This window comes from Glutamicibacter sp. 363 (genome assembly GCF_052379505.1).
Lineage (GTDB): Bacteria > Actinomycetota > Actinomycetes > Actinomycetales > Micrococcaceae > Glutamicibacter.
This window is the reverse complement of sequence record NZ_JBQSYR010000009.1, coordinates 111,971-135,689: the sequence shown is the minus strand read 5'-3', so window position 1 is coordinate 135,689 and position 23,719 is coordinate 111,971. Positions and strand designations below refer to the sequence as shown.

Sequence of the window (23,719 nt, the reverse complement as noted above, 5' to 3'; positions counted from 1 at the left end):
AAGAGGCCGAGTTCACAACTCTAGGCTTGGCGGGAGATCTCGACGAGTCCTAGCCTGGCTGCGGCCACAAGTGCCTGCACACGGTCGCGTACTTCGAGCTTCATGAAGATTTTCGCCATATGGGTTTTCACCGTTGCCTCGGAGATCACGAGCTGTCGGCTAATTTCCGTATTATTGAATCCCTTTGCCAAAAGATCCAATATCTGCATTTCGCGATTAGTTAGTCCGAGATCTTCGATGAGTCCTGCAATGTCGAGCGATTTACTATAGACGTTTTTTACAGCGGAGATTAGATCAGAAGAAACCGACGGGGAGATAGCCGCCGAACCTTGGTGAACGGCATGGACTGCCGCGATGATTTCGGCCGGTTCCGTGTCCTTCACGAGGTAGCCACTGGCTCCGGCCATGAGGACCGGAACTAGATAGTCATCAGACGAAAAGGCCGTAATTGCAAGGACTGCTGGGCTGTTTTGGGCGGCCTTGATAATTTTGGTCGCTTCAATCCCGTCCATAATTGGCATTTGCAAATCCATAAGAACAACGTCTACATCATTTGTTTCACAATAATTAACCGCACCTTCACCATTTTCTTGAGTATTAACGGTCACAATTCGACGATCAGTTGCTAGGATCGTGCTAAGCGCATGCCGAATCAGCGGCTCGTCATCGACGATGAGCACCTTAATCTGTTCCATTGGAGTCCTTTGAACGGTGGTTGGCACAAGAACCAACCTGGCATGAATCGAAGTATATAAGTTCAAGAGTTTGGGGTTTGAAATGAAAGCTTTAAAGATCTTGGCGGTGGCCGCGCTGGCGGCAACTCCGTTGGCGTTTGCCGCGCCTGCTATGGCGGCACCAGTGGCAGAACCTACCTATTCTTCATCGGGCGTTGCGAATCCTGCCGGTTGGGGCACTGACTTCTCTAAATGGGTGTGCGAGAATTACGGCTACGCTTGCGGTTAGCGGCATATTTGACTTTACCCGCAACCAGGTAAAGTATTCCGCATATGAGACTGCGAATAAAAACCGCCCTGACTAAGCTTTTTGCTGGTCGGGGCGTTGTCGTCTGGACGGGTATTCTCGCCTTTGTCGCCATTACAGCGACTGAGGGATACACCTTGCTTCAGGACGGGATTGATAATTCGTCCTCGAGCGTTATTCGCGGGGTGGCCGTTGGGTTGCTGCTGTCCGCCTCATTGGCGATCGGAATGCGATGGGTTGCCACCTCGCTCGGCATGTATCTAGCCACGCTCTTTTTCTTCTTCTGGGATGGCGGCCTCTTGCTATGGCTGGTCTTCTCGCTCGTTATCTTCAGTGTCCTCGCGGCGACGGTTGCATCTTCACTGGTGCGTAACTGGTATCTGGTGATGCTATTCGTGTGGATGGGGCAATACGGAGTTAGGGCAGGCAAGGACGCCATCTTGCTGGTGATTTTCGTTCCGCTTGCCCTGTTGGCCTATATCCTGGCCCGCAGCATTTTCAACTTGCGCGAACGAAATCTAAATGCGATTCGGCAGATGCAGGAGAACAGTGAGCAGAGCAAGATTGCCGTTGAGCGCGAACGCAAGAATATTGCGCGCGACCTGCACGATATCGTCGCGCACGATATTACCGTTGTGGCCATGCAGTCCAAAGCTGCAAAGTTCGCCAATAATGGGCAAGCGGCCATCGAGGCAATCGACATCATCGCAAAGCTCAGTACCGAAACATTGCATGATTTGCGCCTGATGCTAAACGTCTTGCGGACCGACGGAACGATGAGTGGCTCGCCTGGGTCCGGTGTCGACAAGCCGGCGGCGACAACTGTTTATGCGGTCCAGGGCGTGGAGATCTTCTCTCAACGATTGCATGAGTCTGGATTTGAAGTGACATCTCACACGGGCGAGAACATTTCGGCGCTCCCGAGATCTGCGCAGACCGCGCTATATCGGGTTATGCAGGAAGCGACGACCAATATCATCAAACATGGTCGTCGGGGAGGAGCCTGCACCATGTGTTTGGAGATCGTAGGGCCGAATGCTGTTCTTGAAATGACTAATCAGATGCCGAATTCGCATTCCACGAGAGAGGAGCTCTCCGGCGGTGGAATCGGGCTGATCGGTATGAAGGATCGCATGAATGCCTTCGGCGGGCGGTTCAGCACTAGCGTTGTGAACGATCAGTGGATACTTAGTGCCAGCATCCCCTTCTGAGCCCTACCCTCCTACTTAAGTATGATTTCGGAATTCTTGTAATCGCGATAAGTTATATACGTATCGGTGAAGACCGATCACCGCAGGGAAATTGGTGATGTTTTGCGAGTGGCATCATCAAGGGTTCCGCAGTGATTAAAAGGTACGTTGCGTCATGGATGAACTGATCTTTCTTCGGCGTTGTGCCCCCATCGCACGCCTGAGTTCGTTAGTGGCGCGACGTACCTTTTATAATCACCTTCAGCCTCAGAGCGCTGTATACCACTCCCCGATTTCGGGATGACCCCATCGAGCTTTCCTGCTAAGCCTCTTGAATCCTATTGTCATTCGAGAGTGGGCATCACATGTTGGTTCAGGCTGAAAACTAGCCCCGCGAATCGCTGAGCATTGGGTCGGAAGCGGCGGATCAACTGTTTTTCGAAGCCTGCAACGCAAACACCTTCAGCGATGAACCGGTTTCGGATGAAGTGCTTGAAGCTACTTACGAGACCATGAAAATGGGGCCAACGCTCATGGATACCCAGCCGACGCGGCATCGCCTAGGTGAAGAGTGCGGACGCTCGCCAAGAGATCTCTGAGACTATGGCGGGAACCAATAAGCAAAAGGCACTGAATGCGCCGGTCTTTGCGATCCTTCCTGTCGAAACCGAGTGGCACGAAGGGTTCGCGTCTTTCTTCCCTCACGCCCCGGAATGCAAGGCGATGCTTGGTGATCAGGGCATGCGCGCAGCTGTGGGCAGCCATAGTGCATGATTGCAGGCCGGGTATTTCACCATGGCAGTTCAGGCCGTCGGCTTTGCAGCAGGCCCAATGGCCGGGTTCGACAACTCTGCCGTTGACGCAATCGTAAACACCGATGGTCGAAACCAGTCATTCTTTGTAGTGAACGTGGGAAAGCCTGGCGCGGATGCGTGGTTCGGACGCATTCCACGCCACGCGGCCGAATTCGCTACGGGCAGCATCTAGGCTTCGCAGTGCTTAGACACCGGAGGGGTGGGAAACGCGATGCGTTTCCCACCCCTCCGGTGTTTTGGCCCAGTTACTCAGTCATGCCGACAGGGTCGTTCTCCAGCAGGTGATCCGACACCTTGGATAGCGCACGTTCCAATGCCGCGCGCAGGATCACCGGGACGGTGATTTCTTCCTCAAGTTTCAGCATTCCTTCGCGTTCAAAGGTCCGCAAGATCGCTTCAACCCGTGGGACGGACTCTTCGAGGCTCGTGATGAGGTGATGCTGTTCAACAGGCAGATCGTCTTCGGAAGGGATCTGCAGAGCGAATTCTGTGCGTGGTGGCTTCGAGGAGGCCGCATGGGTCAATAGCCCAGCAACCATCTCGGCAACCTGTGCCTGTCCGGGAATTTGCAAGGTGGTGATCAGCACATGCGAATAGATGATCTCTGCGATGAGTTCCTTGACCAGACGAGCACCCGGTCCGCTGGAGGCTAGCAGGGCCTCTCGCAGTGATTCGGTAGGGACCGCATTCGGTGCGCTGTAGCGAAGCATCGCGGTGCCGATCAAAGCATCCCAGTAGGCCGCGAGTCGGGGGATGGAGGCAAGATCCGAAACAACTGTGCCGTCTTCGGGTTCCCAGGCATTGGTGCCTTGGGCGGCGGGTTCATCGACGGAGACCAAGAGTCCCAGCGCGCCGGCGGCTTCCTGGAGCGTCTGTCCGCTGATCATTCCGGAGGGGTCGCTTGGCTTGCCGTCTCCAACCCACTCGATCAGCTCACGTGCCGCGAAAACGAATGGCATCGCCTCCAGGACTGCGTTAGCTTCCTCGTCATCCATGAAGGGGACCACGATCGGCGAATCACCGGCCATGCGGGAGAGGAATTCAAAGGTCTCCTTGAATTCCTCGACGCTACCGCCGAAGTTCGCAGTGGTGCCCAAGAAGGTCAGGTAATGCTTGAAGATCGCCGCGCTCGCTTCGGAGACCTCTTTGCCCAGTGAGGAAAGGTGGCCTAGTTGTTCACCGAGAACGGTGGGGTCCAGGGTGGTCACGTCGACTTTATTGCGCAACTGCGCGTGCGCGATCAGCAGGGTAGTCAAACCCTCCAGGCCGGCGCGAGTTTCGCTGGCCGGCTGGTCTTCTTCTTGGAAGTGGCGGAACAGCTGCGACTTGAAGGGCTGCAGAGCCTGGCGAACCTCGGATTCGAAGGGGGCACTGCTCCCTCCCGGACGTCGAGCTGGGTGACCTGTGGAGGCCTTCTTCTTGGCGGGCTTACGTGATGCCATGATCTACTGCTGTTCCTTCGCTATGCGGGAAAAGGTCGTTACTTCCAGTCTACGCAGGGCGCTCCGCCCGGCGAGGCCGGACGATCCTTGGGAGAACCAGCTCTGGGGGATACCGCAGGGATAGCCTAAAAGCTACGTATTTTATACGGGAAGAAGGTGGACTTGCCGCAGAAAATGCAGACCACTTAGTTGTGTGGTTGCGGTCACCGTTGAATCCTCAGTGCCCGTTGATTTTCCTTTCTGTTCGCGCGAGAGTGAAGGTATATGGCTCCGCATGCGGGCCTCAAAAGTCGTTCTAGGAGAGTAGCCCATGGCGGTAACACCAGCACCGGATCATGTTGTTATTGTTGGCGCCGGATTCGTTGGACTGTCGACGGCTTGGTACCTGCAAGAGGCAGGCGTCAAAGTAACCGTGGTTGATCGTGGCGGTGTAGCGTCCGGGTCTTCGTGGGGCAACGCTGGATGGCTGACCCCAGCACTGACCTTGCCGATCGCCGAACCGTCGATCTTCTCCAGTGGTCTGAAAATGATGTTCGACCCGGCTTCTCCGCTGTACATCCCGCTGAAGGCCGACGCAAAGCTCTTGCGCTTCCTGCTCGGTTTCACTTGGCATTCCACTCCCAAGAAGTGGGAGCAGTCCATGCGCGTCTTCTCCGAGATCGGCACCAACGGGCTGGACTCCTTTGACGAGATCGCAGAGGCCACCACGGCCGGAGCGGGCGTAGCCGAAAAGACCAAGCCCGCGGATCCATTCCTCGCCGGATTCACGTCCGCTAAAGACCGGGAAGGGTTGCTGCACGAATTTGAGATGATCCACAAGACCGGCGGCAAGGTCGAATTCGACCTGTTGAGCGGTGACGAACTGCGCACCATCGAACCGACACTGTCCAACAGCGTCGCGGCTGGTATTGCCATCAAGAACCAGCGTTATATTAACCCGCCTAAGTTCATGGATTCGCTGGCGGAATCCGTGATCGCCCGTGGTGGCGACATCATCGGTTCCTTCAACGTCACCGACGTGCGCGATAACGGTGCATCGGTCACCGTGGTTGGTTCGGAGGGGCGTGCGATCACCGCGGATCACGTAGTAATGGCCACTGGCGCGTGGATGACAGATCTGGCCAAGAAGTTTGGCGTCAACGTGGTGGTTCAGGCGGGACGCGGTTATTCCTTCACCGTAGAGCCTGAAGACATGCCAACTCACCCAATTTATTTCCCGGCCCAGCGCGTGGCCTGCACCCCCCTGGGAGATCGCTTCCGCATTGCCGGGACCATGGAATTCCGGGACGTGAACCACAAACTCGAGCCGAAGCGCATCGAGGCCATCGTCGCCGCTGCCGCACCGGTGTACCAGGGAATCAATTGGGAGAATCGCAAGGAAGAGTGGGTGGGCGGACGCCCATGCACCGCGGACGGGCTACCTCTGGTCGGCCAAACCGAATCTTCGCGTATCTCGGTCGGAGGCGGTCATGGCATGTGGGGCGTCGCCCTTGGCCCGTTGACCGGCAAAATTCTTGCCGCGCAGATTACCGGCCAGACGGTGCCTAGCTTGGCACGTCACTTCAACCCGTTGCGCAAGGGGTTCTAAACCAGGGCGCATAGGTGCAAAAGCACCGGCCCGGTAGTCAATTCATGTGAGCCCTGCAATTGAGAACGCATCGATGGCTGTGTAGCCTGTCCGGATCGATCCGGATCGGCAAACATATTTCTGCGCCGGCGCAATTCGCATGCTGGGTGCCGTGACTACTTGGCTCCGATGGGCAGCGCATGTCTGAATTGCGGACCTGCAGCTTCGAGCCGTATCAGTAGCAGCCGGTGCGTCGGCCGACACGGCCAAGGGCGTTGTGCCAGGCAGGCGGCAGTAAATGTGGGCATTGAGCTTGGGGTCGAGGCCTCCGGAGCTATATCGGATCCCCAGGGTGTATGGCACACCGTGCGCTGAGAGGGAACTATAACTCGGCTGGATGACCTGCAACGTGGCTCGGCTCTGGTGAGCTTGTCCGGCCGGCGTTTACGCGAGCTGAAAGTTTGTGGATCTCGCCGATTCGCAACCGAGCTGATTGACACGTTCGAAGTCTCGGCGATGCGTCCAGTGCTTGAGGCGGTGATCTGCCACTCGCTCGCAACTGAGCGGGTGCTGAATATTTTTGACGCTGGTAGTCGCACAGCATGGACATCGAAAGTGCTCAACTAACTGACTGCTGACTAGCTGGTGGCGGACAGCCGGTCGCGAAGCCAAGAAATGGCGGCATCGCCCTGGTCTTGTTGAAATGCGCGCAGGGTAGGAAGGCGTGCCGGCGCGGGGAGTCGCGCACTATCGATGAAATATGCGGCCATGCCAGCTAAAAATCCATCAACGCATTCGGGGGTCATGGTTGCGAATACCTGGTGGTTCTGGATTATCGTGTCCACGTCGAATTCGCTATTGTGCACGCGCGCATTGAGCAGCACTGATAAAGCGTCGAACCAAGGGGCGCCAAGACAAGCCCAAGGCCAATCCACGAGGATTGCGACGTGTTCGTCGGTTAGCAAGATATTGTCTGAACGAATATCCGAGTGAACCAACGTTTGCCCTTCGAGGTGCGTAAGCCCGATGCGAGCGAGATCCCGAAGTCGCTGAAGGTTTTCGCTGGCCCACGGATCCAAAGTGCGGGGTGGGTCATCATGAATCCGTTCCCAGCCGGAGAAATCAGATGCGAGCGAGATCCCGAAGTCGCTGAAGGTTTTCGCTGGCCCACGGATCCAAAGTGCGGGGTGGGTCATCATGAATCCGTTCCCAGCCGGAGAAATCAGATGCAAGCTCTGTGTGGAGTTTTGGTAGCTGAGACAAGGAGTCGGGAACTTCAAGGTCGCTGAGTTTCTGCAGCGAATTCAACACGACGGTGAGCTCGGTAGCAACCCATGGAGTTTGCGGATGGCTGCCAGCGATGTCTTCAAACACCAGCGCTACCCAGCTGTTGGCATCGTAGGAACCAATGAGCTTTGGCACCGGTAAGGTATCGGGCAACGATGCGGCGATCTTTGCCTCAGCCCGGTGGATGCGTGGAGATTCTTTATTCAGAGGCTCTCCGACTGCCTTGACGAATGCTCTGCGCCCGTTGGCGGTGAGTGTTCGATCAGCTGTTCCTGGGGAGAAGCCACCTTGTTGGCCGGTTGCTTCGACTACTGGGGAGTCGAGTATTTCGTTGACTGCGCCGCGTACATGACCAGGCAGCTGTTCCCAACCGATTCGAGTAGTCCATCTGGATGTCATTCCTTCATTCTTTCAGCCGAAATCCACAAAAGGATAGGTGGCTTGAGAATTAAACTTCTAGCGTTACCTACTCGTGGCGAGTGGAGTCGCCGGCAAGAATTGATTTGTAGCCTTCGCGGTAGCTAGGGAATCGGGGGATGAATCCAGAAGCGAGCAAACGGGCGTTGTTCAGCCTGCGGTCCGCGGCCCGACGAGAAGCGTGGCTTTCTGCTTCGATCTCGGGAGATTTTTCTTCGAGCTCTTCGGCGAGGAAGCGGTATACGTCAGCAAGCTGAGCCGGTTCGCTGTCGGTGGCTAAATAAAGGTCCTCGGCTCTATTTCCGAGTGCGGCGACATGGACGATCGCCGCGGCAAGATCATCGCGGTGGATTCTGTTGGTCCAATGAGAGGTTCGGGGAAGTCGTGCGGTCCCGTTGCGCACCAGGTCGATCAGTCGCGTGCGTCCCGGTCCATAGATTCCTGAAGCTCGGAGAATCGTTAGCGGCAGACCACTATCGGCCAGCAATAGCTCGGTTTCGGCCAGGATCTGCGATGTGGGGCGAGTCGGGGCTAGCGGTGATGATTCGTTGGCCCATTGGCCTTCCGTACCGCCGGTGACCGCGGAAGAAGAGACATAGATAAGTCGTTGCAGGCCGGGGCATGAGGTGACCAGTGTCTCGACGAGGCGACGCGCTACTTGCAGATAGCCCCGGTCGTATCCGTCGACATCTCGGGTGGCGGGAACCGGAGTCAAAAGTACGATGTCGGTTTCCGGATCTATCTTCGGCCAGGCTTCTGGTTCGAGAAGGTCTACGCTGTGTCCGGTGAAAGAGGGCGGAAGTTTGCCGCCGTTTCGGCGCCATGCGGTGACCTGGTGGCCCGCGGCCAGGAAGCGTAAGCCTGCTTCGGTGGCGACATCTCCGCAGCTGATCAACAGTATCTTCATTCGGCGCCTCTTCTGTTGGTCGGATGGCACCATTAGTGGAGCCCTGCTACTAACCCTAGGGCTTGCAAGGCGAGTTATGTGCTTGATGAAGAGGCGCGTGGTCCGCGGTTGCGGATAAATCGATAAAATAGACTGGTTGTGTGCCTTGGGTCGCGGTCTTGTTGACGGCGGAGTGCGGGTCGCAGGGGCATTCGCGTTGGATTGACCCATATTGATCACCATAGAAGGGTGCAAGAAGATTCGGTCTTCAATTTTTCGTAAGGTACATCCAGGCACTGCAATCCTTGAGATTCTGCTGGTCGCGGCTTTGATTAGTGTTCTCGTGGCTATCGAACCAACCGGTTGGGATCTGTCGGTGTATCGTGAAGGCGCACTGACGCTGTTGCGTGAGCCCGAAGCTCTCTACGGTCCATTCGTCGGTCCAGCGAATGCGCCGGGTTTGCCATTTACCTACCCCACATTTGCGGCTATTTTGTTTCTGCCCATGGCGTTTTTCCCTTACTGGGTTTCGGTCTCGCTCACCATGGCCGCCTCGATCATTCTGACCTACCTTGTCGCAAAAGATCTCTCTGCCCGGGTTGTGCAGAAATGGCCGACCTTGGCTCCTGTTATCACGCCATTAACATTGACGTGCCTGATGCTGATGTCCGCTCCCTTCCGGGACACGGTGTGGTTTGGCCAGATCAACATCTTGATACTTGGCGCCTGTTATCTGACCTTCGTGCGCTACAAGTCATTGATGCCGTTCGTGATTGCGGTGGGTATCTGCGCCGGCATTAAGCTCACCCCTATTGCACTACTGATTCTGCCTTTCGCAATGCGCAAGTGGCGTGCGGTGCTGGTCGGGGTAGCAACATTTATTGGTACCCAGGTTGTTGGCTTGCTTTTTCAAACGCAGAACACCTTGGACTACTGGCTAGACGTGGTGCAGGATCCATCGCGTGTGGGCAATGTGGGCTACATCGACAATGTCTCGCTTCAGGGAATGCTTGAGCGACTCAATGCTCCGTCCTTGGTATGGCTCGTGCTGGCCCTGGGTGTGGGCCTTTCCTTCGTCATTTTGCTCTGGAAGTTGCATGAGAAGGTGGATCGGGTGGTCCTGCTCGGTGTGGCGTCGGCCTGTCCGTTGCTCGTCTCTCCGGTGAGCTGGTCCCACCACTGGGTGTGGTTGCCGGTGATGACGTTCGCCTGGACCGTCTTGGCCCTGCGCTTCGCCCCGGTGCTGCGTCGCACGATGCTGATTTCCATGGTGCTGTGCTACGTCGTGTTGTCGATTGGGGCCAAGAAGATCGTGGCGTTCGCTGGATATTTCCCGGATGGGGAATTGCCAGTTTGGTGCTACATACTTCCCGCGGTGCCCGTGCTGGTGCAACTCTTGTGTCTTGCTATTTCCTTGGTAAGCACGCGGCAAGCCAGCAAAGCGGAGCCCGCCAGTCTGCTTTCCTGAGCCGGGTAACTAGGGGTCGGCAAGCGCTGTACAATTCTTAGTATTCGAAAGTTTGTTCTAGCTAAGGGTGGTGTCTAGGTGAGCGATGCTGACTCGGTGATGCCCCCGGGGGCAACCCAAGGTCCGGTGCAGGCGGTCTCCGCCATGGGCTTCCCCTCGCCTGCGCGAGATTATTTTGACGGCGGGCTCGACCTGAACAGGTTGCTCGTCCATGACCGGGTTGCCACCTTCATCATGCGGGTAGCTGGCCACTCGATGCATTCGGCCGGAATCTACGACGGCGACGAAATTATCGTGGACCGCTCGCTGAGCGTGAAACACGGATCGGTGGTTGTGGTGAGCCTGAATGGGCAGATGCTGGTGCGGCGCTGGCAAGTTGACGGAGCGCATGTCAGCTTGCTCAGCGACGAGTCGCCGCTACCGGTAGTGCTCACGGAGGGCGATGAAGTTGAAGTCTTTGGCGTGATCACTAGGTGCCTGCACCATGTCCGCTGAGCCGGGAGCTTCTGAGCAGAGTGACCACGTGGCGCTGGTGGACGTGAACAACTTCTATGTCTCGTGCGAGCGCGCCTTCGACCACTCGCTGCGGAACCGACCGGTGGTCGTCCTATCAAACAATGACGGGTGCGTGGTAGCTCGGTCGCAAGAGGCCAAAGGCCTGGGGATAGCCACCGGTGAACCGTTCTTCAAAGTGCGTCGCTATATGCAAAGCCATAACCTCGCGGTTCGCTCTAGCAACTATGAACTTTACGGCGACATGTCTGCTCGCGTCATGGAACTGCTTGGCCGCTTCGGCACCTGGCATGAGGTGTATTCCATCGACGAGTCATTTGTCGGATTGAATGGAACCCTTGAACAGGTGCGGAGCACCGCCGCGCAGATCCGTGCGGCAATCGACCAGTCGATCGGCGTGCCGGTGTGCGTCGGCGTCGCTGCAACGAAGACACTTGCAAAATTCGCAAACCATATTGCCAAGCACAATCCACATATGCGCGGGTTGTGCATCGAAGGGCTGATGGAACCGGACCAAGTGGACAAGATCATGTCGCAGGTTCCCGCGACCGACGTCTGGGGTGTGGGGAAGAAATCCGGCGAGAAGTTGACCGGCATGGGAATCCAAAGCATCGCCCAGCTGCGCGCCGCTGATCCGCAAGTGATTCGCAAGAAGTTTTCGGTGGTGCTCCAACGCACCGTGCTGGAACTGAACGGGAAGCGCTGTATCGGGCCGATCGAAGAGCGATCGGACAAGGGCCAGGTGATGTTCACTCGTTCCTTCTCCACACCGGTTCGCACGCGCGAAGCGATGGCGGATGTCATGTCGATCTACGCGCAGAAGGCGGCAAGCCGCTTGGCACGCGAAGGACGCTATGCCAGCCTGCTGACAGTCACCGCCGGAACCAGTAGATTTGCGAACTCGGCGGCCTCGTTTCCCACCGCTCAGGTACGGCTGGCCCGGCCCACCAGAGACCCGATCACGCTGACCCGAATCGCGGTCGATGCGATGAGTGAGCTGATGGCACCCGGGATCGACTATGTACGTGGGGGAGTCATCCTCTCGGGGCTCAGCGACCACCCGGGGGCGGAAGAACTCGATTTGGGACTGCTCGATTCGCACAGTGCGCAGGAGTCCGAGAAGATCAACGTGAGCGACGTGGTGCAGCAGGTATCCCAACGCTTCGGGGCCAAGGCCATCGGTTTAGGACGGGCCGGTATTGCCAAGGATCCCGAATGGTCGATGAAGCGCGAACATATGTCACAGCGCTACACCACCGACTGGGACGAGCTGCTCATCGTGCAAGCGTGAAGTCTTCGGTGGCAGAATGTCGAATATGAATACTGCGCTTCGTCGAACTTTGGGACTGGGCCTGCTCGGCACCCTGCTGCTCAGCGGGTGCACGGCCCCCACTGGCACCGCCGACCGGCCCGAGCCCGGCAAATCAAGCAATCCGAATACCCAAACGCCGGGCTCTGCAGCACCCACGCCGAGTCCGACAGCAGCAGATCCACAGGAAGAACTGCGCGAGAAGGCCGAAGCGCTCGCCGACGAGATGAGCCTTGCCGAGCAGGCCGGCAGCCTCGTGATGGCTGGCGTATCGGCCGACGGGGCTTCTGCCGCGCAGATCCAGGCGCTCAAGCAGCAAGGGATCTCCAATGTGTTCCTGCGTGGCCGTTCGCAACTCTCGCATGCGCAGATTTCCAGCCACGTCGCGGAACTGCATGACTCATTGGCCGCAAATGTTCCAGCGGACCTGCCCGTCTGGGTTGCCACCGACCAGGAAGGCGGGTTCGTCCGGGTCCTTCAGGGGCAGGGCTTCTCCGAGCTGCCCACCGCATTGGAGCAGGGTGCTTGGGATGCGAAGAGGCTTGGTGCGGAAATCTCCGAGCTGGGCGGAGAGCTAGCCGACGCTGGAATCAACGTAAACCTCGCACCGGTTGCAGATGTGGTACCGGCAAGCCTGGGTACAGGCAACGCGCCCATTGGCAAGTTCGGGCGGCAATACGCCAACAATGCGGGGGATGCCGCGGCCGCCATGCTGATTGTTAATGAGGAGCTGGCCGAGGCCGGAGTGCAACCGGTGGTTAAGCACTTCCCGGGACTGGGCAGGGTCTCTCTGAATACGGATACCCATGCGCAGGTGACCGACGCAAAAGTCGGTGACGACAGCACCGACCTTGAACCTTTTGCGGCGGCGGTAGACCAGGACTTGGCCTGGGTGATGATTTCGAACGCCAGATACACCCGGCTCGATAAGGCAAACGACGCACCATTCTCGAAGAAGATCGTCACCGGTCTGCTGCGGGAGGACTTGGGCTACGAGCGGCTCATCATTTCCGATGACCTCTGCGACGCCAAACAGGTTTCCGCGGTTCCGGTGGGCCAGCGTGCGGTGAAGTTTGTTCGGGCCGGTGGCACCATGCCACTGTGCGTGAATGAAAGCAAGGCGCTGACCATGGCTGAAACGCTGGCCACGCAGTCCGGCGAAGACGAAGAGCTGGCGGGGCAGGTCCGCGAGGCGGCAATCTTGATTCTTGCCGAAAAGCTTCGCCTGCAGAGGTAATGATCGGCCCATTTTCCGGGCAGCAAAGCCTTTTGAGACAAGGGAAGACCCGGGCGAAACCCTACTCGCTAGGGAACGCCCGGGTCTAGATTGAAGGTCTGCGCGATCAAGCTCAGACGCTTAGCTCAGGTGAGGTTTAACCCTTGCCGTTTCCTTTCTTGCCACCCTTGGTGATTTCCAGGACCTGTGCACGGTCTCCGGTCTGGTTCTTCTTCTCGCCGAGCGTGCCGGTGCTGTTGTGCAGGTGCAGCAACAACGCCTTGGAAGCAACGGAAGGCTCTGCCACGGTGACCGGGAGCTTGGTGCCGTTCAGATCGGTGAATAGCGAACCCTGAGCCCCAAAATCAACCTGAGGTTCGGCAATATCGAACGTGACCCAGTCGGTCTGATCCACCGGGATCATCGCCCCCTGGTCATTGGTGTGGTACCAGGAGAAACTGGAGACGCTGTAGGAGATTTCGGTGGAATCCTCATCCAGGCCGAGCGCCGCAAGCGATACCGGCAAGACTGCCACATTGGTGTCGAAGCTGTTGGTGTCAACATCTCCAAGCACCCCGTTGACCGGCTGCAGATCCACCTGTTCGCCGGTCTTCAAATCGAAGGTGGCAGCGAGGTCAAGATCGATTCCGTCGAGCGCGGTCGTGAAGGTCACGAAGTCGGCTTCGCCGTCGCCATTGGTGTCGATGTTGACATCCAATTCGGTGCCGCCGGCTAGATGCGCCCAGTTCCCCCAGGTCGAGATGCCCACGTTGAGCAGGCCATCGGCCACGCCGGTTCCCGGTGCGGTGCTTGAAGCGCCAACGTGCTGCAGATCCATCGAGCGGGCCCCTGGAACGCTGTCCATGGTTTTCGGCCCGCGTTCGCTGGAAGCACCCAATTCAAATGCGCCGAGCAGCGAGACTACCTCGGTGGCGCCTTCGCCCGCGCGGACATCCTTGCCCTTGAGCTTCAGCTCGGTGGTGTTCTCGCCCTTCTTCAGCTTCTTGACCGAAGCGGACATATCGGCAGAGAGCTTTGGAGCTGCCTGAACCGGGACGCGCAAGGTTGGAGCCTCCGAGCTGGTGAGCTCGACGCGACCGCTGGCATCGGAAACCCATGCGCGGGCCAGACCCGACTGGGCGCTGTCCATGGTCGGATCCAGGGTCTTGGTCCATGTGGCTGGATCCACGCTCAGGGTGACCTCGATGTTCTGCGAGGTTCCCGGAGCCAGGGTGAGACTCTGGCGGTCCAGCGTGAAGCTGGTGCCCGGGATCTCGGTAGCTGGCACGTAGTCGACCTCGTAGGTCTGCGTCGTGTCGCTGGTGTTCTCCACGGTGATTGAACGTGAATCGGTAAACGTTTTCTTGCCGTCGATTTCAAGCACTCCGAAGACGACGCTTGTCAGATCCGCGGCCTCGGAATCGTAGGCGATGGCCGGGGTGGACAAGGCAGCTTCGGCCATGACGCGGCCCGAGCCTACACGGTTTGGACCATAGGCCTTGCCATTTGCCGCGAGGACATCGGCTGCCGCGGTGTTCATGATGGTGCTCTTGGCCTGCGCGGCGGTGAGCTCCTTATCCTGCATCACCAGGGCCGCCACACCGGCAACCATTGGGGTTGCCATGGAGGTGCCGGACATGACTGCCGGTCCGTTGCCGGTACCAACGCCTACCGAACCGATCTGCGTGCCGGGGGCCGCAACATCGGGCTTCACCACGCCGTTCGAACCATGTACGCCACGCGACGAGGAGGAGTTCAGGGTGTCCTTGACTCCGGAGTCGCCCGAAGCGGCACCCACAAACGAAGCATCCAAGGTGACCTGCAGCTCGCCAGCGTCGGCCGCTGGACGCAGCTTATTGGAGTAGTCCAGCGTGAACTGGGCGCCGGGGATGGTGGCGTTGCCGGCGATTCCGGCATCGAAGAGGTTGGTTTCAGCATCCAACAGGACGCCGGTGGCACCGGCGGCTTCGGCGTTGTTGAAGCGTGCGCCGGATCCACAAGGGAATTCGCCGTTCTCGCTCCACTGCAGCCAAACCCACTTGCCTTCCAGTGATCCTGGTTCAAAGGCCGAGCAGCCGAAAGCGTTATCGGCCGGAGCCATGGCCACTTCGCCGCTCAGGTCGGCCGGATCGGCCGCGGTGTAATTAAAGTTTGCCGAGTACTGGCCGGCGGCGGTTCCGGCAACGCCCTCGGGCGCATCGATCTGGATCTTATCCAGGGTGACCTGCGAGCCAACGGAGTTGGCGACGGTCAGCGAGGAACGCGAGTTGCCCGGCGAGCCGCCGACATCGGTCACGTCCCCGGCATTGCCCGAGGCGATGACGGAGAGAATTCCAGCCTCGGAGAGCGCATCGACAATGTCATTTTCCGGATCCTGGACGGGGGAGTGATCCGAGCCGAGGGACATGTTGACCACATCGGCGCGGTCTGCGAAGTCGCCGTCTCCGTTTGGATCAAGCACGTAGTCAAGAGCCTGGCCGACTACGGCGGAGGAACCGCCGCAACCGAAGACGCGAATGCCGATCAGTTGCGCCTCCGGGGCGGTGCCCGGGCCGACCTTCATCGTGGCTACCTCATCGGCGGTCAGCGAAGCGTAATCGCCGGTGAAGGTGGAACCTTCCGCGTTGACGCCATAACCGGCAGCCGAACCGGCCACGTGGGATCCGTGTCCTGCGGCTTCGCAGTCCAGCGGGTTAGGGTCGGGATTTGGAATCGGCTGGTAGTCCGGGGCGTCTGGGTTGGCGTTGTAGTCATCGCCGACCAGGTCCCAACCGCCAATGAACTTCTTTGAATCGATGAGGCCGGAATCCGCCGTCGGGAGTTCAGCTGAAGCCTGTGCTTGCTTATAAGCCTCGATGGTTCCGGGGCCGCCAAAGCCGGCGTGCGTGTAATCTACACCGGTATCCAGCACGGCGATTTTTACGCCTTCGCCGGTGGTGTCCAACGCGGTCCACGCGTCGATAGCCTCGGTATCGATGACGGCGCCGCGGTTAGTTGGAGATTTCGGCACGATGGCGCTGATTTTTGCGACATCTCCGCGTTCGGCCAGCGCGCGTAGCTCTTTGGCATCACCGGTAAGCGCGACACCCCGCAAGGCGTTGGACGTTGTGTAGATGACCTCGGACTTGGCTTCCTTGGCTAGCTCCTTACCCTTGGCTTTAACCTGGGATCGGACCGATTTGACCTTTGCCTTGTCTTTTTTCTTTCCGGACTTTTTGACCTCCTGGTAAGCGCCGTCTCCTTCGAGCTGGACGAATACCGACACCTCGCCGGAGGACTTCGCCAGCTGGCCGCTGACCTTCAGGTCTGCAAGAGTTTGGCTTTTAACTATTGGCAGGGAAGCTGCATTCTCTCCGTCAGATGGTTGCGGGATGTTGGCAGCTGATGCCGGACCTGTCATCGTGACAGCCAATGCTAAAGCGGTGGCTGATCCCAGAATGAGGCGCGGCAATCGTGGATTGCGCCGAGTGACCATGATTCTCCTAGCTGAACAGGAAGCGGGATGCTTCCGTGTGAAGATGCGACGGTTTCACTCGCGGCAGGTCGGTGCGCGTTGAGTGATGACCGGGGCCGACGTCCGCTGAAACGTCGAGTCTCCTACTGAGGAATCCTAAGTGACCCACGTCATATATCAAGGGGTTATTGAATAGTGATATTTTTCAGCTAAAAACATTTTGCATATGCTTCACACCCAAAACCCCGGATCACCAACCGAAACTCGACGTACTAAGCGCCTAGTGGTTCTCTATTTTTTAGAAATTATTAACCAAGTGTTACTCCCGGGTAGGGGATTTCATCACTCGGGTGAGATTAGTAGCCGTCGGAGTCCTTGGCGAAGCCCCAGCCCAAAACGAGCGGACGCAATGTGCTCATGCAGAGCCCGTTGCATCCGCCCGTGAAGCTGCGAAGCAGTTATGGGAAATGGACCTTAAACGCGGTCGACGAAGCTGTTGACCCGTTCCTCGAGCAACTTGATCCGTTCGGCCACTACCACCATCGGGTCCGGATAAATCGGGTTCTTTGGCGGGGGAATCCGCACGTTAGTCGAGCATTCGAAGTTTGCGCAGATCATGGTGCCCAAGGTATCGCCGTCGCGGCCCGGTTGCCCTGCCCGGCGGGTACTGAACATGCTCACGTAGCAAGGGATATTTACGTCCCGGCAGATATCGCACATGGCGACACTACTGCGTTTTCGCAGTCCATCGGCCGAGCGCAGCAACAGCGCCCGAATCTGGCCGGCTGGATTGCTGTGGATGAGATAACCGCGCTGCGGCATCTTGGGATCGCGCCACCCAAGGTACTCGAGATTTTCCCAGTCCAGCGCCGAGAAGTTTTCCGGCAAGGTCAGTTTCTTCGTCTCGCTGCGACTGGCGTTGAGGAAGGAGGAGCGAATGGTTTTTTCTGTCAATGGCTGCATTGCAGGTCCTTAAAGAGATCTGCGGGCGTACGGCGCGCGCAGAGAGTTGCGGGGAAAGGGCATGTCCCATCGGCAACAGAAAACAGGCAGAGCAACACAATTAAACGCCTGCAACGCCTATGGCGTTGGAGCGGTGTTTGGAAGCTACCCGTCCGTCGAGGGGACGAACGGGGAAGGCATCGAAGTGGCTTGCATAGCCGACCTCCCTACCGCGTGCCCTGAGCACGCAACGACTTTACAGTGTGGTCTCCAGGCTCAAGCTGGAGCCGCGATTTTCCAATCATAGCAAAGGCCACACCCGCAGATGTGGCCTTTGCCTGCTACGACGCAAGTGCTGTTAGCGTCGGCCGCCCTGCCAGAGCGCATCGAAGGGGGTGTTTCCGGCGACGCGGTTGCGGATGCCTTCGGTAACAAAAGCCTTGGCGGTGCGCGCCGCTTCCAGCGGTGTCGCACCCTTGGCCAGCTCGGCGGTCACCGCTGCAGCGAGCGAGCATCCTGCGCCGGAGACGGCAACCTCGCCGATCTTCTTTTCGCGCAGCACTTCGAGGGTGGTTCCGTCGTAGAAGACATCGATTGCGTCTTCGCCGGCAATGCGCACGCCGCCCTTGGCCAGGACTGCGGCACCGGAAATGGCATGGATCTGTTTGGCGGCCGCAACAAGGTCATCCTCGCTGTTGATGCTCAGTCCGGAGAGCTGCTCGGCTTCGAAGTGATTTGGGGTGACAAAGCTTGCCAGCGGCAGCAGGTTCGATTTCAGCGCTTCGTCGGTGTCCAGCGCGTGCCCTGGTTCCTGGCCCTTGCAGATCAGCACCGGATCCAACAGCACGTTGTTCCACTGCTGGGATTTCAGTGCGGTGGCAACGGTGTTGATCGTAGCTGGTGATCCCATCATGCCAAGCTTGACGGTGCCTAGTTGGCCCTCGTAGCAGGTTTGGATGGCTTCGAGCTGGTCGGCGATGACCTGCTGCTCTACCGGCACGAAACGGTGATTCCACGAGGCCTTCGGGTCGAATGACACAATGCAGGTCAGGGCAACAATTCCGTAGGTGCCTAGCTCTTGGAAGGTCTTCAAATCTGCCTGCGCTCCGGCGCCTCCGGTGGCTTCCGAACCGGCAATGGTCAAGGTCAGGGCTGGGCCTGGGGTGTTGATTGTAGTAGTCATAGTCCCAATTGAAGGTAGTACGGATTGAATAGGTGTTTAGCTTTGCTGCCAAATGCTGATTTTAGTGGCTTTGGACCAGCCTTCTGTCATCGCTTCGGAATGTTCCGCGGCGGCAACCAGAAGAATCCATGGCAAATCATGGCTGTAAGCGGCTCCGGCAAAATTTGCCAGTACTGCGCGCCGCGCCAAATCCGGGTTCGTTGGTGCGTACAGATCCGGGTCGGACAAGAGTCCAAAAGTTGAACCATAATGCATTCGTCCGCGCGCTACCGGGCGATCGAATTCGGCCACCTCAACTACGTCGTAGTTGTCCATGGGAGCTTCGAAGGCGGTCGATGTCTCGGCCAGCTTGACGACCTGCTCTACGTCCTCCGGTTTGGCTGCCAGGAGGTTCAGCGTTGCGGTTTCATGCCAACCGGCCGAACTGAGCGAAGAGGCAACTGCCGGATTCGGCGCCCCGAGCAGGATGACACGACGATACTCGTTGGCTGGAACCCAGTCGTTTCTGGGCCAATAACGTAAAAGTTCAGGATCGTCGCCGTTCAGATCAACCGAGCGCAACTGATCTGGGCCAGGGAATGAGGCGATGCGGTCGCGTAGGAGTGCGTAGCCTTCAGTCCACTCCGGCAGGGGAGTCGCAGTTCCGCTCATCGTGAGATTCGCTCCTAAGCATCTCGGAAGTAATTAGGTCGGTACTTCGACTTTACGCCTTAAAGGCGACGAGCACGGAACCATGAAGCGGAACCTGCGCCCCGCGATGCCACGGACCCAGCGGATCGAGCGCTTCCATGGAGGAAGGGGCGGCAACCGCCCAAATTACACCAAGGCCAGCTGCTACGAGGCCTTTGCCTTGGTGATGTTCGACTGGCGGCTTGTTTCGGTGGCGGTACTGCCACGTTCCGCATTTTGGTCACCGCTGGAATCCATCAGGGCGAGCACATCTTCGAAAAGGGAACGCACCACCGGCAGGCGGCAGAGGATTGCAAACTTGCCGACGACGGGAGCGACGTTGCGCATCAGCGCTCGCGAACGTCGCTGATCGGGTGAACTGTCGTAGGCCCAAGCGGAGAATACCTGTCTGGACAGCAGCCAGAGGAACCTTGGCAGCTCACGCCGAATACCTAGCGGGGGAAGTGGCCGCGCGCCAGCGACCGCGCGTTCCCACAGCGACATCTCAAGCTGAGCCAGTTCACTGTTTTCGGGATCGCGCGAGAGCAAGACCTTCAAGAATGCCGGCCCGAAATCGTGGTACTTCTCCATCACCTGCAGATTTGAGTTGAAGACCGTATGGATATTCGCTTCCAAGGTGTTGCCGTCGTCGAGTTGGCCATTGCATAGCGCGTATTGCTCCGCCCGCAAGGATAGGAGCAATTCGAGGACGATGTCTTCTTTGGAATGGAAGTAATAGTAGGCGTGCGACAGGGAAACTCCGGCCCGGTTGGCGATGGCGCGCATGCTCGCCGCTTGGTAGCCGTCTTCGGCGAAAGCCGCCAGAGCTGTGCGAAGCAATTTGGCCTTGGTCTGCTGGCCCTTGCCGGTACGCGGTTCTTTGAGCTGCGTTGGCTCGCGAATAATTTCCATACGGGTCAAGTGTATCCAAGTATTGAACGCGTTCAAAAATCAAGTCTGATTACGCTGAAGCGTGCGGAGCGAGTCACTGCCATTTTTGGTTCCTCAAATTCATATTTTGAAGAACACAAGGTGAGATAGCTGATTGAAAATTTCATGGATATCAAACTCCGGTTGCCGTGAAGCAGGTCACGGTGAGTTTGTGATGGCTCCGTGGGATACTGGCAAGGCAAGTGCTAATACAGCGGGACAGCGCTCCGGCACATAACCACAGATCAGCGAAGAGTTGCTGGTATCTGGGTGTCGGTCCACGCGGAGTCTTGGCGAACCACTTTTAACGAGGAACATTTTCATGGGCGAAACTAACGCCAAATCAGTAGCCGCGCGGCCTTCAAAAGCAATTTTTGCCGCCGCCGGATCTCCATACTTCTCCGCAGTGCTCGCGCTGATGGGAGCGGTCGTCATACTCTCCAATATTGGTGCGTCGAAGGGCGTGGCCATCGGCCCATTCATCACCGATGGCGGGTTCTTCCTTTTCCCATTGGCCTACATCATGGGCGATGTGATTTCAGAGGTCTATGGCCTCAAGGCCGCTCGCCGATCGATTCTCATCACCTTCGCCTTGGCCTTCTTCGCGGTGTTCGCCTTCTGGATTATGATCCAGCTGCCGGCGGCAGAATTCTACGACGGCCAAGAAGCCCTCGAACGCACCTTGGGGCCGATCTGGCAGATCGTGGTTGCCTCGGGCTTGGGCTTCCTGGTGGGGCAACTGGCCAACTCGTGGGTGCTAGTGCGGATGAAGCAGCGATTCGGGGAACGCGGGCTCATCGGACGGTTGATCGGCTCCAGCGGTGTCGGCGAATTCCTGGACACGCTGATCTTCTGCGCCATTGCGGCTCCGGTTATCGGAATCACCGATATGCCGAATTTCATCAACTATGTCGTGGTCGGGTTCGTTTACAAGACGGCGGTGGAGATCAGCTTCGTGCCAATCACCTCGCTGGTGATCCGCTGGTTCAAGAAGCGCGAACCTAGCTATGCGGCGCTGCTTGCCGCACGGTAAGACACGAACCCCATCAGCAGTTTGGACGATGCCCCGGAGGCAGGCCACTAGATACTGTTGAGAGATGAGCATAGGGAACGTGCAACTGGCAGTCGAGCACTTGGAAATCGGCTACGCCGGTCAGGCCCTTTGCGAACCGATCAACCTGTTGTTGACGCCCGGTGCCGGTCTGGGAATCATTGGGGCCAACGGCAGCGGGAAATCCAGCTTGATCCGCACGGTGCTGGGCTTGCAGCCGGCGATCTCCGGTACGGTCAGCTTTCATGGTGCAGCCCTCGACGAAGGCTCGGCACGCTTCCGCAAGGACGTCGCGGTCCAGGTGAGCGACGGCGTATTCTTTGAAGAACTCACGGTGGCAGAACACCTTGAAATGGTGGCGCGAGGCCATGGGGTGCAAGACTGGAATGACGCGGTCACCCGAGAACTTGAGTTTTTCGAGCTCCAACAGATTGCCAAGCAGCAGCCCCGGGAGTTATCTTCCGGGCAGCGGCGCAAATTGCTCCTAGCCGCGGCGCTGGTCCGCCCGGCAAGACTGTTGATCCTCGACGAACCCGAGCAGCGCCTCGACCAACGGATCAGGGTCCGGCTGTATCGCAGGCTGGCCCAGCTGCGCGAGCAATCCGTGAGCATCCTTGCGGTCACCCACGATCCGCTGATGGTCCGCGACTGCCTCGAAAGTGCGCTGATGCTGCACGGCGGCCAGGCGCGAACGGTGGACGCGCAGTCCGGGGCGCTGTGGCTTGAGCGCTAGCAAGCAAGCCGACGAACTGGGCGGCTACGACCCACGGGAAATGATCACCCGGATGCGCAAGCGACGGGATCATTCCGCGCGATTCGACGCATTCTCCGATGCTTATATCTGGGTGCTGTTGGCGGTCATTGCCCTCGCCTATCTCTTCAGCGTGCTCTCCGGGGTGATCTTTGCCCTGCAGGGCGGTGGCATAGCGGCGCTGGATCTGCCAAGCGCGGTCTGGAACCTGCAGGATCTGGCGATCGTACTGATCCCGGCACTATTGCTCTGTGTATTTCGTGGGCTGCTCTATCTCGGCCCATGCGGGCTTTCCCCGGACAAGGCCAGCTGGTGGCTGCCGCTGCCCATCAAGCTCAGCGCCGTCAGGCAGCGTGCTCTCGGCAGCGCCATCGCGCTTGGTGCACTGGCGAATATCTTCGTCGGAGTCCTGTGGTTTGTGTGCCTCTTTGCGCTGTCCGGAGGATTCACCGCAGAAGTGCTGCTGCTGGGAATTGCTGCCGCCGCAGCATCCGGGGCGCTCTTGGGTGCCTTGGCCGCGCTCGCGCAAATCGGCGCCCGGCAAAGAGCCGCGCTCCGGGTGTGCCGGACGCTCTGGTTACTGCTCTTGCTGGGACTGAGTATTTCCTGGAGCCTGCTGCTGTTCGGGAACCGCTGGCTTCAGGGAGTCTACGGGCGGCTCGGAGAGCTGGTCTTTGAACCGAGCCTCTGGGCCGTTGCCTGCTCCGGGTTGCTAGTGCTCGCAGCGGCCGCCACATGGTTGGCGTTCAGCCGGATCGAGCGCTTGGACGCGAATTCCATGCGGCAGGCCGGGCAGGTACAGAACCAGCTGGTCGGATCGATGATCCAGATGGACCTGGGAGGAGTCCTGCCGGTGCCGAACGCGGGGCGCAACGCACGGACCAGGTTGGCCCACAGTACGCTGCGCAGGTTGCCGGTGGTGCTTCAGATCTTGGTGCTGCGCTACCTGCGAGGCAGGTATTGGCATGGACCGCTGAGCCTGGTCCTCACGGCCCTGGCCTTGACGCTGGGAGTCCGCGGCATCGCCAACCCGCTTGCGCTGACCGGATTCCTGGTGCTTGCACTATGCCTGCTGACGGAGAACCTCTCCCAAATGAACCGGCCACTGGCCAGCCAACCGGGTCTAGCCCAGCTGCTGGGATTGCCGCGGAGCCGGCTGGTACGCCCCGCCCTGGGGTTCACCTTGGGTTTGGCGTTCGGTGGGCTGCTCATCTGTTCGGCGTTGCCGGCCGCGCTGGGAATGATCCCGAGCGCGAATATTTGGCCTTGGTGCGCCGGGCTGTTGGTGGCTGCCTGTGGCATCACGGCAGCGATGTGGGGCCGGGCCACGCGCGGGGAACGCGACTGGGAATCCTTGATCCTCGGATCAGCCAATGAGCTGCACACCGGTGCGTTGGCGCTCAAGGAATTTGGTCATTTCCTGCAGGCGTTGGCCTCGGGGCTGCCGATATTCTTCTTGCTTCTGGCGCCGGGGTCGCCGGTGCCGTGGGGAGTGTGGGCGCTGAGCACGCTATGCGCATACCCCGGCTATCTTGCCCTGCGCCGCGCCGGCGAACAGCAAACCGCAAGGATCAGCTAGCCGCCGAGGACAGCGCGATGGCGGGCTACCCGTGCTCGGCCTGAACCGTGGTGGGCAACCCGCCGCCGT

General features: G+C 58.7%; 20 protein-coding genes and 1 pseudogene. 10 read left to right on the top strand and 11 right to left on the bottom strand.

Annotated features, from left to right (window positions below):
• Positions 1–20: 20 nt before the first annotated feature.
• Positions 21–695: a response regulator gene (locus tag ACT3UA_RS07450; RefSeq protein ID WP_444615810.1), complete on the bottom strand. Its 675-nt coding sequence runs from the start codon at positions 693–695 to the stop codon at positions 21–23.
• Positions 696–1,007: 312 nt separating this feature from the next.
• On the opposite strand from ACT3UA_RS07450, the gene ACT3UA_RS07445 reads away from it, so the two are divergent.
• Together ACT3UA_RS07445 and ACT3UA_RS07440 are read left to right on the top strand one after the other, a co-directional pair.
• The gene (locus ACT3UA_RS07445; protein WP_444615808.1) at positions 1,008–2,192 is read left to right on the top strand and encodes a histidine kinase; all 1,185 of its coding nucleotides are present in this window, start codon (positions 1,008–1,010) and stop codon (positions 2,190–2,192) included.
• A 774-nt stretch (positions 2,193–2,966) separates the two neighbouring features.
• Positions 2,967–3,158, top strand: a complete 192-nt coding sequence (locus ACT3UA_RS07440; RefSeq protein WP_444615806.1) for a hypothetical protein — start codon at positions 2,967–2,969, stop codon at positions 3,156–3,158.
• Positions 3,159–3,231: 73 nt separating this feature from the next.
• On the opposite strand, the gene ACT3UA_RS07435 is transcribed toward ACT3UA_RS07440, so the two are convergent.
• Positions 3,232–4,428, bottom strand: a complete 1,197-nt coding sequence (locus tag ACT3UA_RS07435) for a hypothetical protein (protein WP_444615804.1) — start codon at positions 4,426–4,428, stop codon at positions 3,232–3,234.
• Between the two features lie 310 nt (positions 4,429–4,738).
• Between ACT3UA_RS07435 and ACT3UA_RS07430 the strand changes: the two genes are divergently transcribed.
• Positions 4,739–6,016 (top strand): NAD(P)/FAD-dependent oxidoreductase, encoded by a 1,278-nt coding sequence (locus ACT3UA_RS07430; RefSeq protein WP_444615802.1) that lies wholly within the window; start codon positions 4,739–4,741, stop codon positions 6,014–6,016.
• A 617-nt stretch (positions 6,017–6,633) separates the two neighbouring features.
• On the opposite strand, the gene ACT3UA_RS07425 is transcribed toward ACT3UA_RS07430, so the two are convergent.
• From ACT3UA_RS07425 to ACT3UA_RS07410, 4 genes and pseudogenes are all read right to left on the bottom strand, one after another.
• On the bottom strand, positions 6,634–6,879 hold the full coding sequence (locus ACT3UA_RS07425; protein ID WP_444615816.1) for a hypothetical protein: 246 nt from the start codon (positions 6,877–6,879) through the stop codon (positions 6,634–6,636).
• A 42-nt stretch (positions 6,880–6,921) separates the two neighbouring features.
• A pseudogene (locus tag ACT3UA_RS07420) lies at positions 6,922–7,191 on the bottom strand (hypothetical protein); the annotation flags it as partial.
• Positions 7,118–7,681, bottom strand: coding sequence for a hypothetical protein (locus ACT3UA_RS07415; protein WP_444615800.1), 564 nt, complete (start codon positions 7,679–7,681; stop codon positions 7,118–7,120). The gene ACT3UA_RS07415 and the pseudogene ACT3UA_RS07420, both read right to left, overlap by 74 nt.
• Positions 7,682–7,748: 67 nt before the next feature.
• Positions 7,749–8,606 carry an NAD(P)H-binding protein gene (locus ACT3UA_RS07410; RefSeq protein ID WP_444615798.1) on the bottom strand — a complete coding sequence of 286 codons (858 nt, stop codon included), beginning with the start codon at positions 8,604–8,606 and terminating at the stop codon, positions 7,749–7,751.
• Positions 8,607–8,928: 322 nt separating this feature from the next.
• Between ACT3UA_RS07410 and ACT3UA_RS07405 the strand changes: the two genes are divergently transcribed.
• From ACT3UA_RS07405 to ACT3UA_RS07390, 4 genes are all read left to right on the top strand, one after another.
• Positions 8,929–10,053 (top strand): glycosyltransferase 87 family protein, encoded by a 1,125-nt coding sequence (locus tag ACT3UA_RS07405; RefSeq protein ID WP_146114049.1) that lies wholly within the window; start codon positions 8,929–8,931, stop codon positions 10,051–10,053.
• 78 nt (positions 10,054–10,131) lie between these two features.
• Positions 10,132–10,548, top strand: coding sequence for a LexA family protein (locus ACT3UA_RS07400; RefSeq protein WP_096285532.1), 417 nt, complete (start codon positions 10,132–10,134; stop codon positions 10,546–10,548).
• On the top strand, positions 10,538–11,857 hold the full coding sequence (locus tag ACT3UA_RS07395; protein WP_105650133.1) for a Y-family DNA polymerase: 1,320 nt from the start codon (positions 10,538–10,540) through the stop codon (positions 11,855–11,857). The genes ACT3UA_RS07400 and ACT3UA_RS07395 overlap by 11 nt, the downstream gene beginning before the upstream one ends.
• Before the next feature lie 25 nt (positions 11,858–11,882).
• Entirely contained in the window at positions 11,883–13,112 is a 1,230-nt protein-coding gene (locus tag ACT3UA_RS07390) for a glycoside hydrolase family 3 protein (protein WP_181150404.1), read from the top strand.
• A gap of 136 nt (positions 13,113–13,248) precedes the next feature.
• Here ACT3UA_RS07390 and ACT3UA_RS07385 read toward each other — a convergent pair whose 3' ends face one another.
• From ACT3UA_RS07385 to ACT3UA_RS07365, 5 genes are all read right to left on the bottom strand, one after another.
• Positions 13,249–16,491, bottom strand: a complete 3,243-nt coding sequence (locus ACT3UA_RS07385) for a S8 family serine peptidase (RefSeq protein ID WP_444615794.1) — start codon at positions 16,489–16,491, stop codon at positions 13,249–13,251.
• Positions 16,492–17,019: 528 nt separating this feature from the next.
• On the bottom strand, positions 17,020–17,508 hold the full coding sequence (locus ACT3UA_RS07380; RefSeq protein ID WP_444615792.1) for an FBP domain-containing protein: 489 nt from the start codon (positions 17,506–17,508) through the stop codon (positions 17,020–17,022).
• 337 nt (positions 17,509–17,845) lie between these two features.
• The gene (locus tag ACT3UA_RS07375; protein WP_105553472.1) at positions 17,846–18,670 is read right to left on the bottom strand and encodes a hydroxymethylpyrimidine/phosphomethylpyrimidine kinase; all 825 of its coding nucleotides are present in this window, start codon (positions 18,668–18,670) and stop codon (positions 17,846–17,848) included.
• Between the two features lie 36 nt (positions 18,671–18,706).
• Entirely contained in the window at positions 18,707–19,321 is a 615-nt protein-coding gene (locus ACT3UA_RS07370; RefSeq protein ID WP_105569724.1) for a hypothetical protein, read from the bottom strand.
• 183 nt (positions 19,322–19,504) lie between these two features.
• Positions 19,505–20,251 (bottom strand): TetR/AcrR family transcriptional regulator, encoded by a 747-nt coding sequence (locus ACT3UA_RS07365; protein ID WP_444615789.1) that lies wholly within the window; start codon positions 20,249–20,251, stop codon positions 19,505–19,507.
• Positions 20,252–20,591: 340 nt separating this feature from the next.
• On the opposite strand from ACT3UA_RS07365, the gene ACT3UA_RS07360 reads away from it, so the two are divergent.
• The 3 genes from ACT3UA_RS07360 to ACT3UA_RS07350 all read left to right on the top strand — a co-directional run bounded on the left by ACT3UA_RS07360 (position 20,592) and on the right by ACT3UA_RS07350 (position 23,650).
• The gene (locus ACT3UA_RS07360) at positions 20,592–21,302 is read left to right on the top strand and encodes a queuosine precursor transporter (RefSeq protein WP_444615787.1); all 711 of its coding nucleotides are present in this window, start codon (positions 20,592–20,594) and stop codon (positions 21,300–21,302) included.
• Positions 21,303–21,366: 64 nt separating this feature from the next.
• Positions 21,367–22,053: an ABC transporter ATP-binding protein gene (locus tag ACT3UA_RS07355; RefSeq protein WP_444615785.1), complete on the top strand. Its 687-nt coding sequence runs from the start codon at positions 21,367–21,369 to the stop codon at positions 22,051–22,053.
• The gene (locus tag ACT3UA_RS07350) at positions 22,043–23,650 is read left to right on the top strand and encodes a DUF6297 family protein (RefSeq protein ID WP_444615783.1); all 1,608 of its coding nucleotides are present in this window, start codon (positions 22,043–22,045) and stop codon (positions 23,648–23,650) included. Before ACT3UA_RS07355 ends, ACT3UA_RS07350 begins: the two co-directional genes overlap by 11 nt.
• Positions 23,651–23,719: the final 69 nt, after the last annotated feature.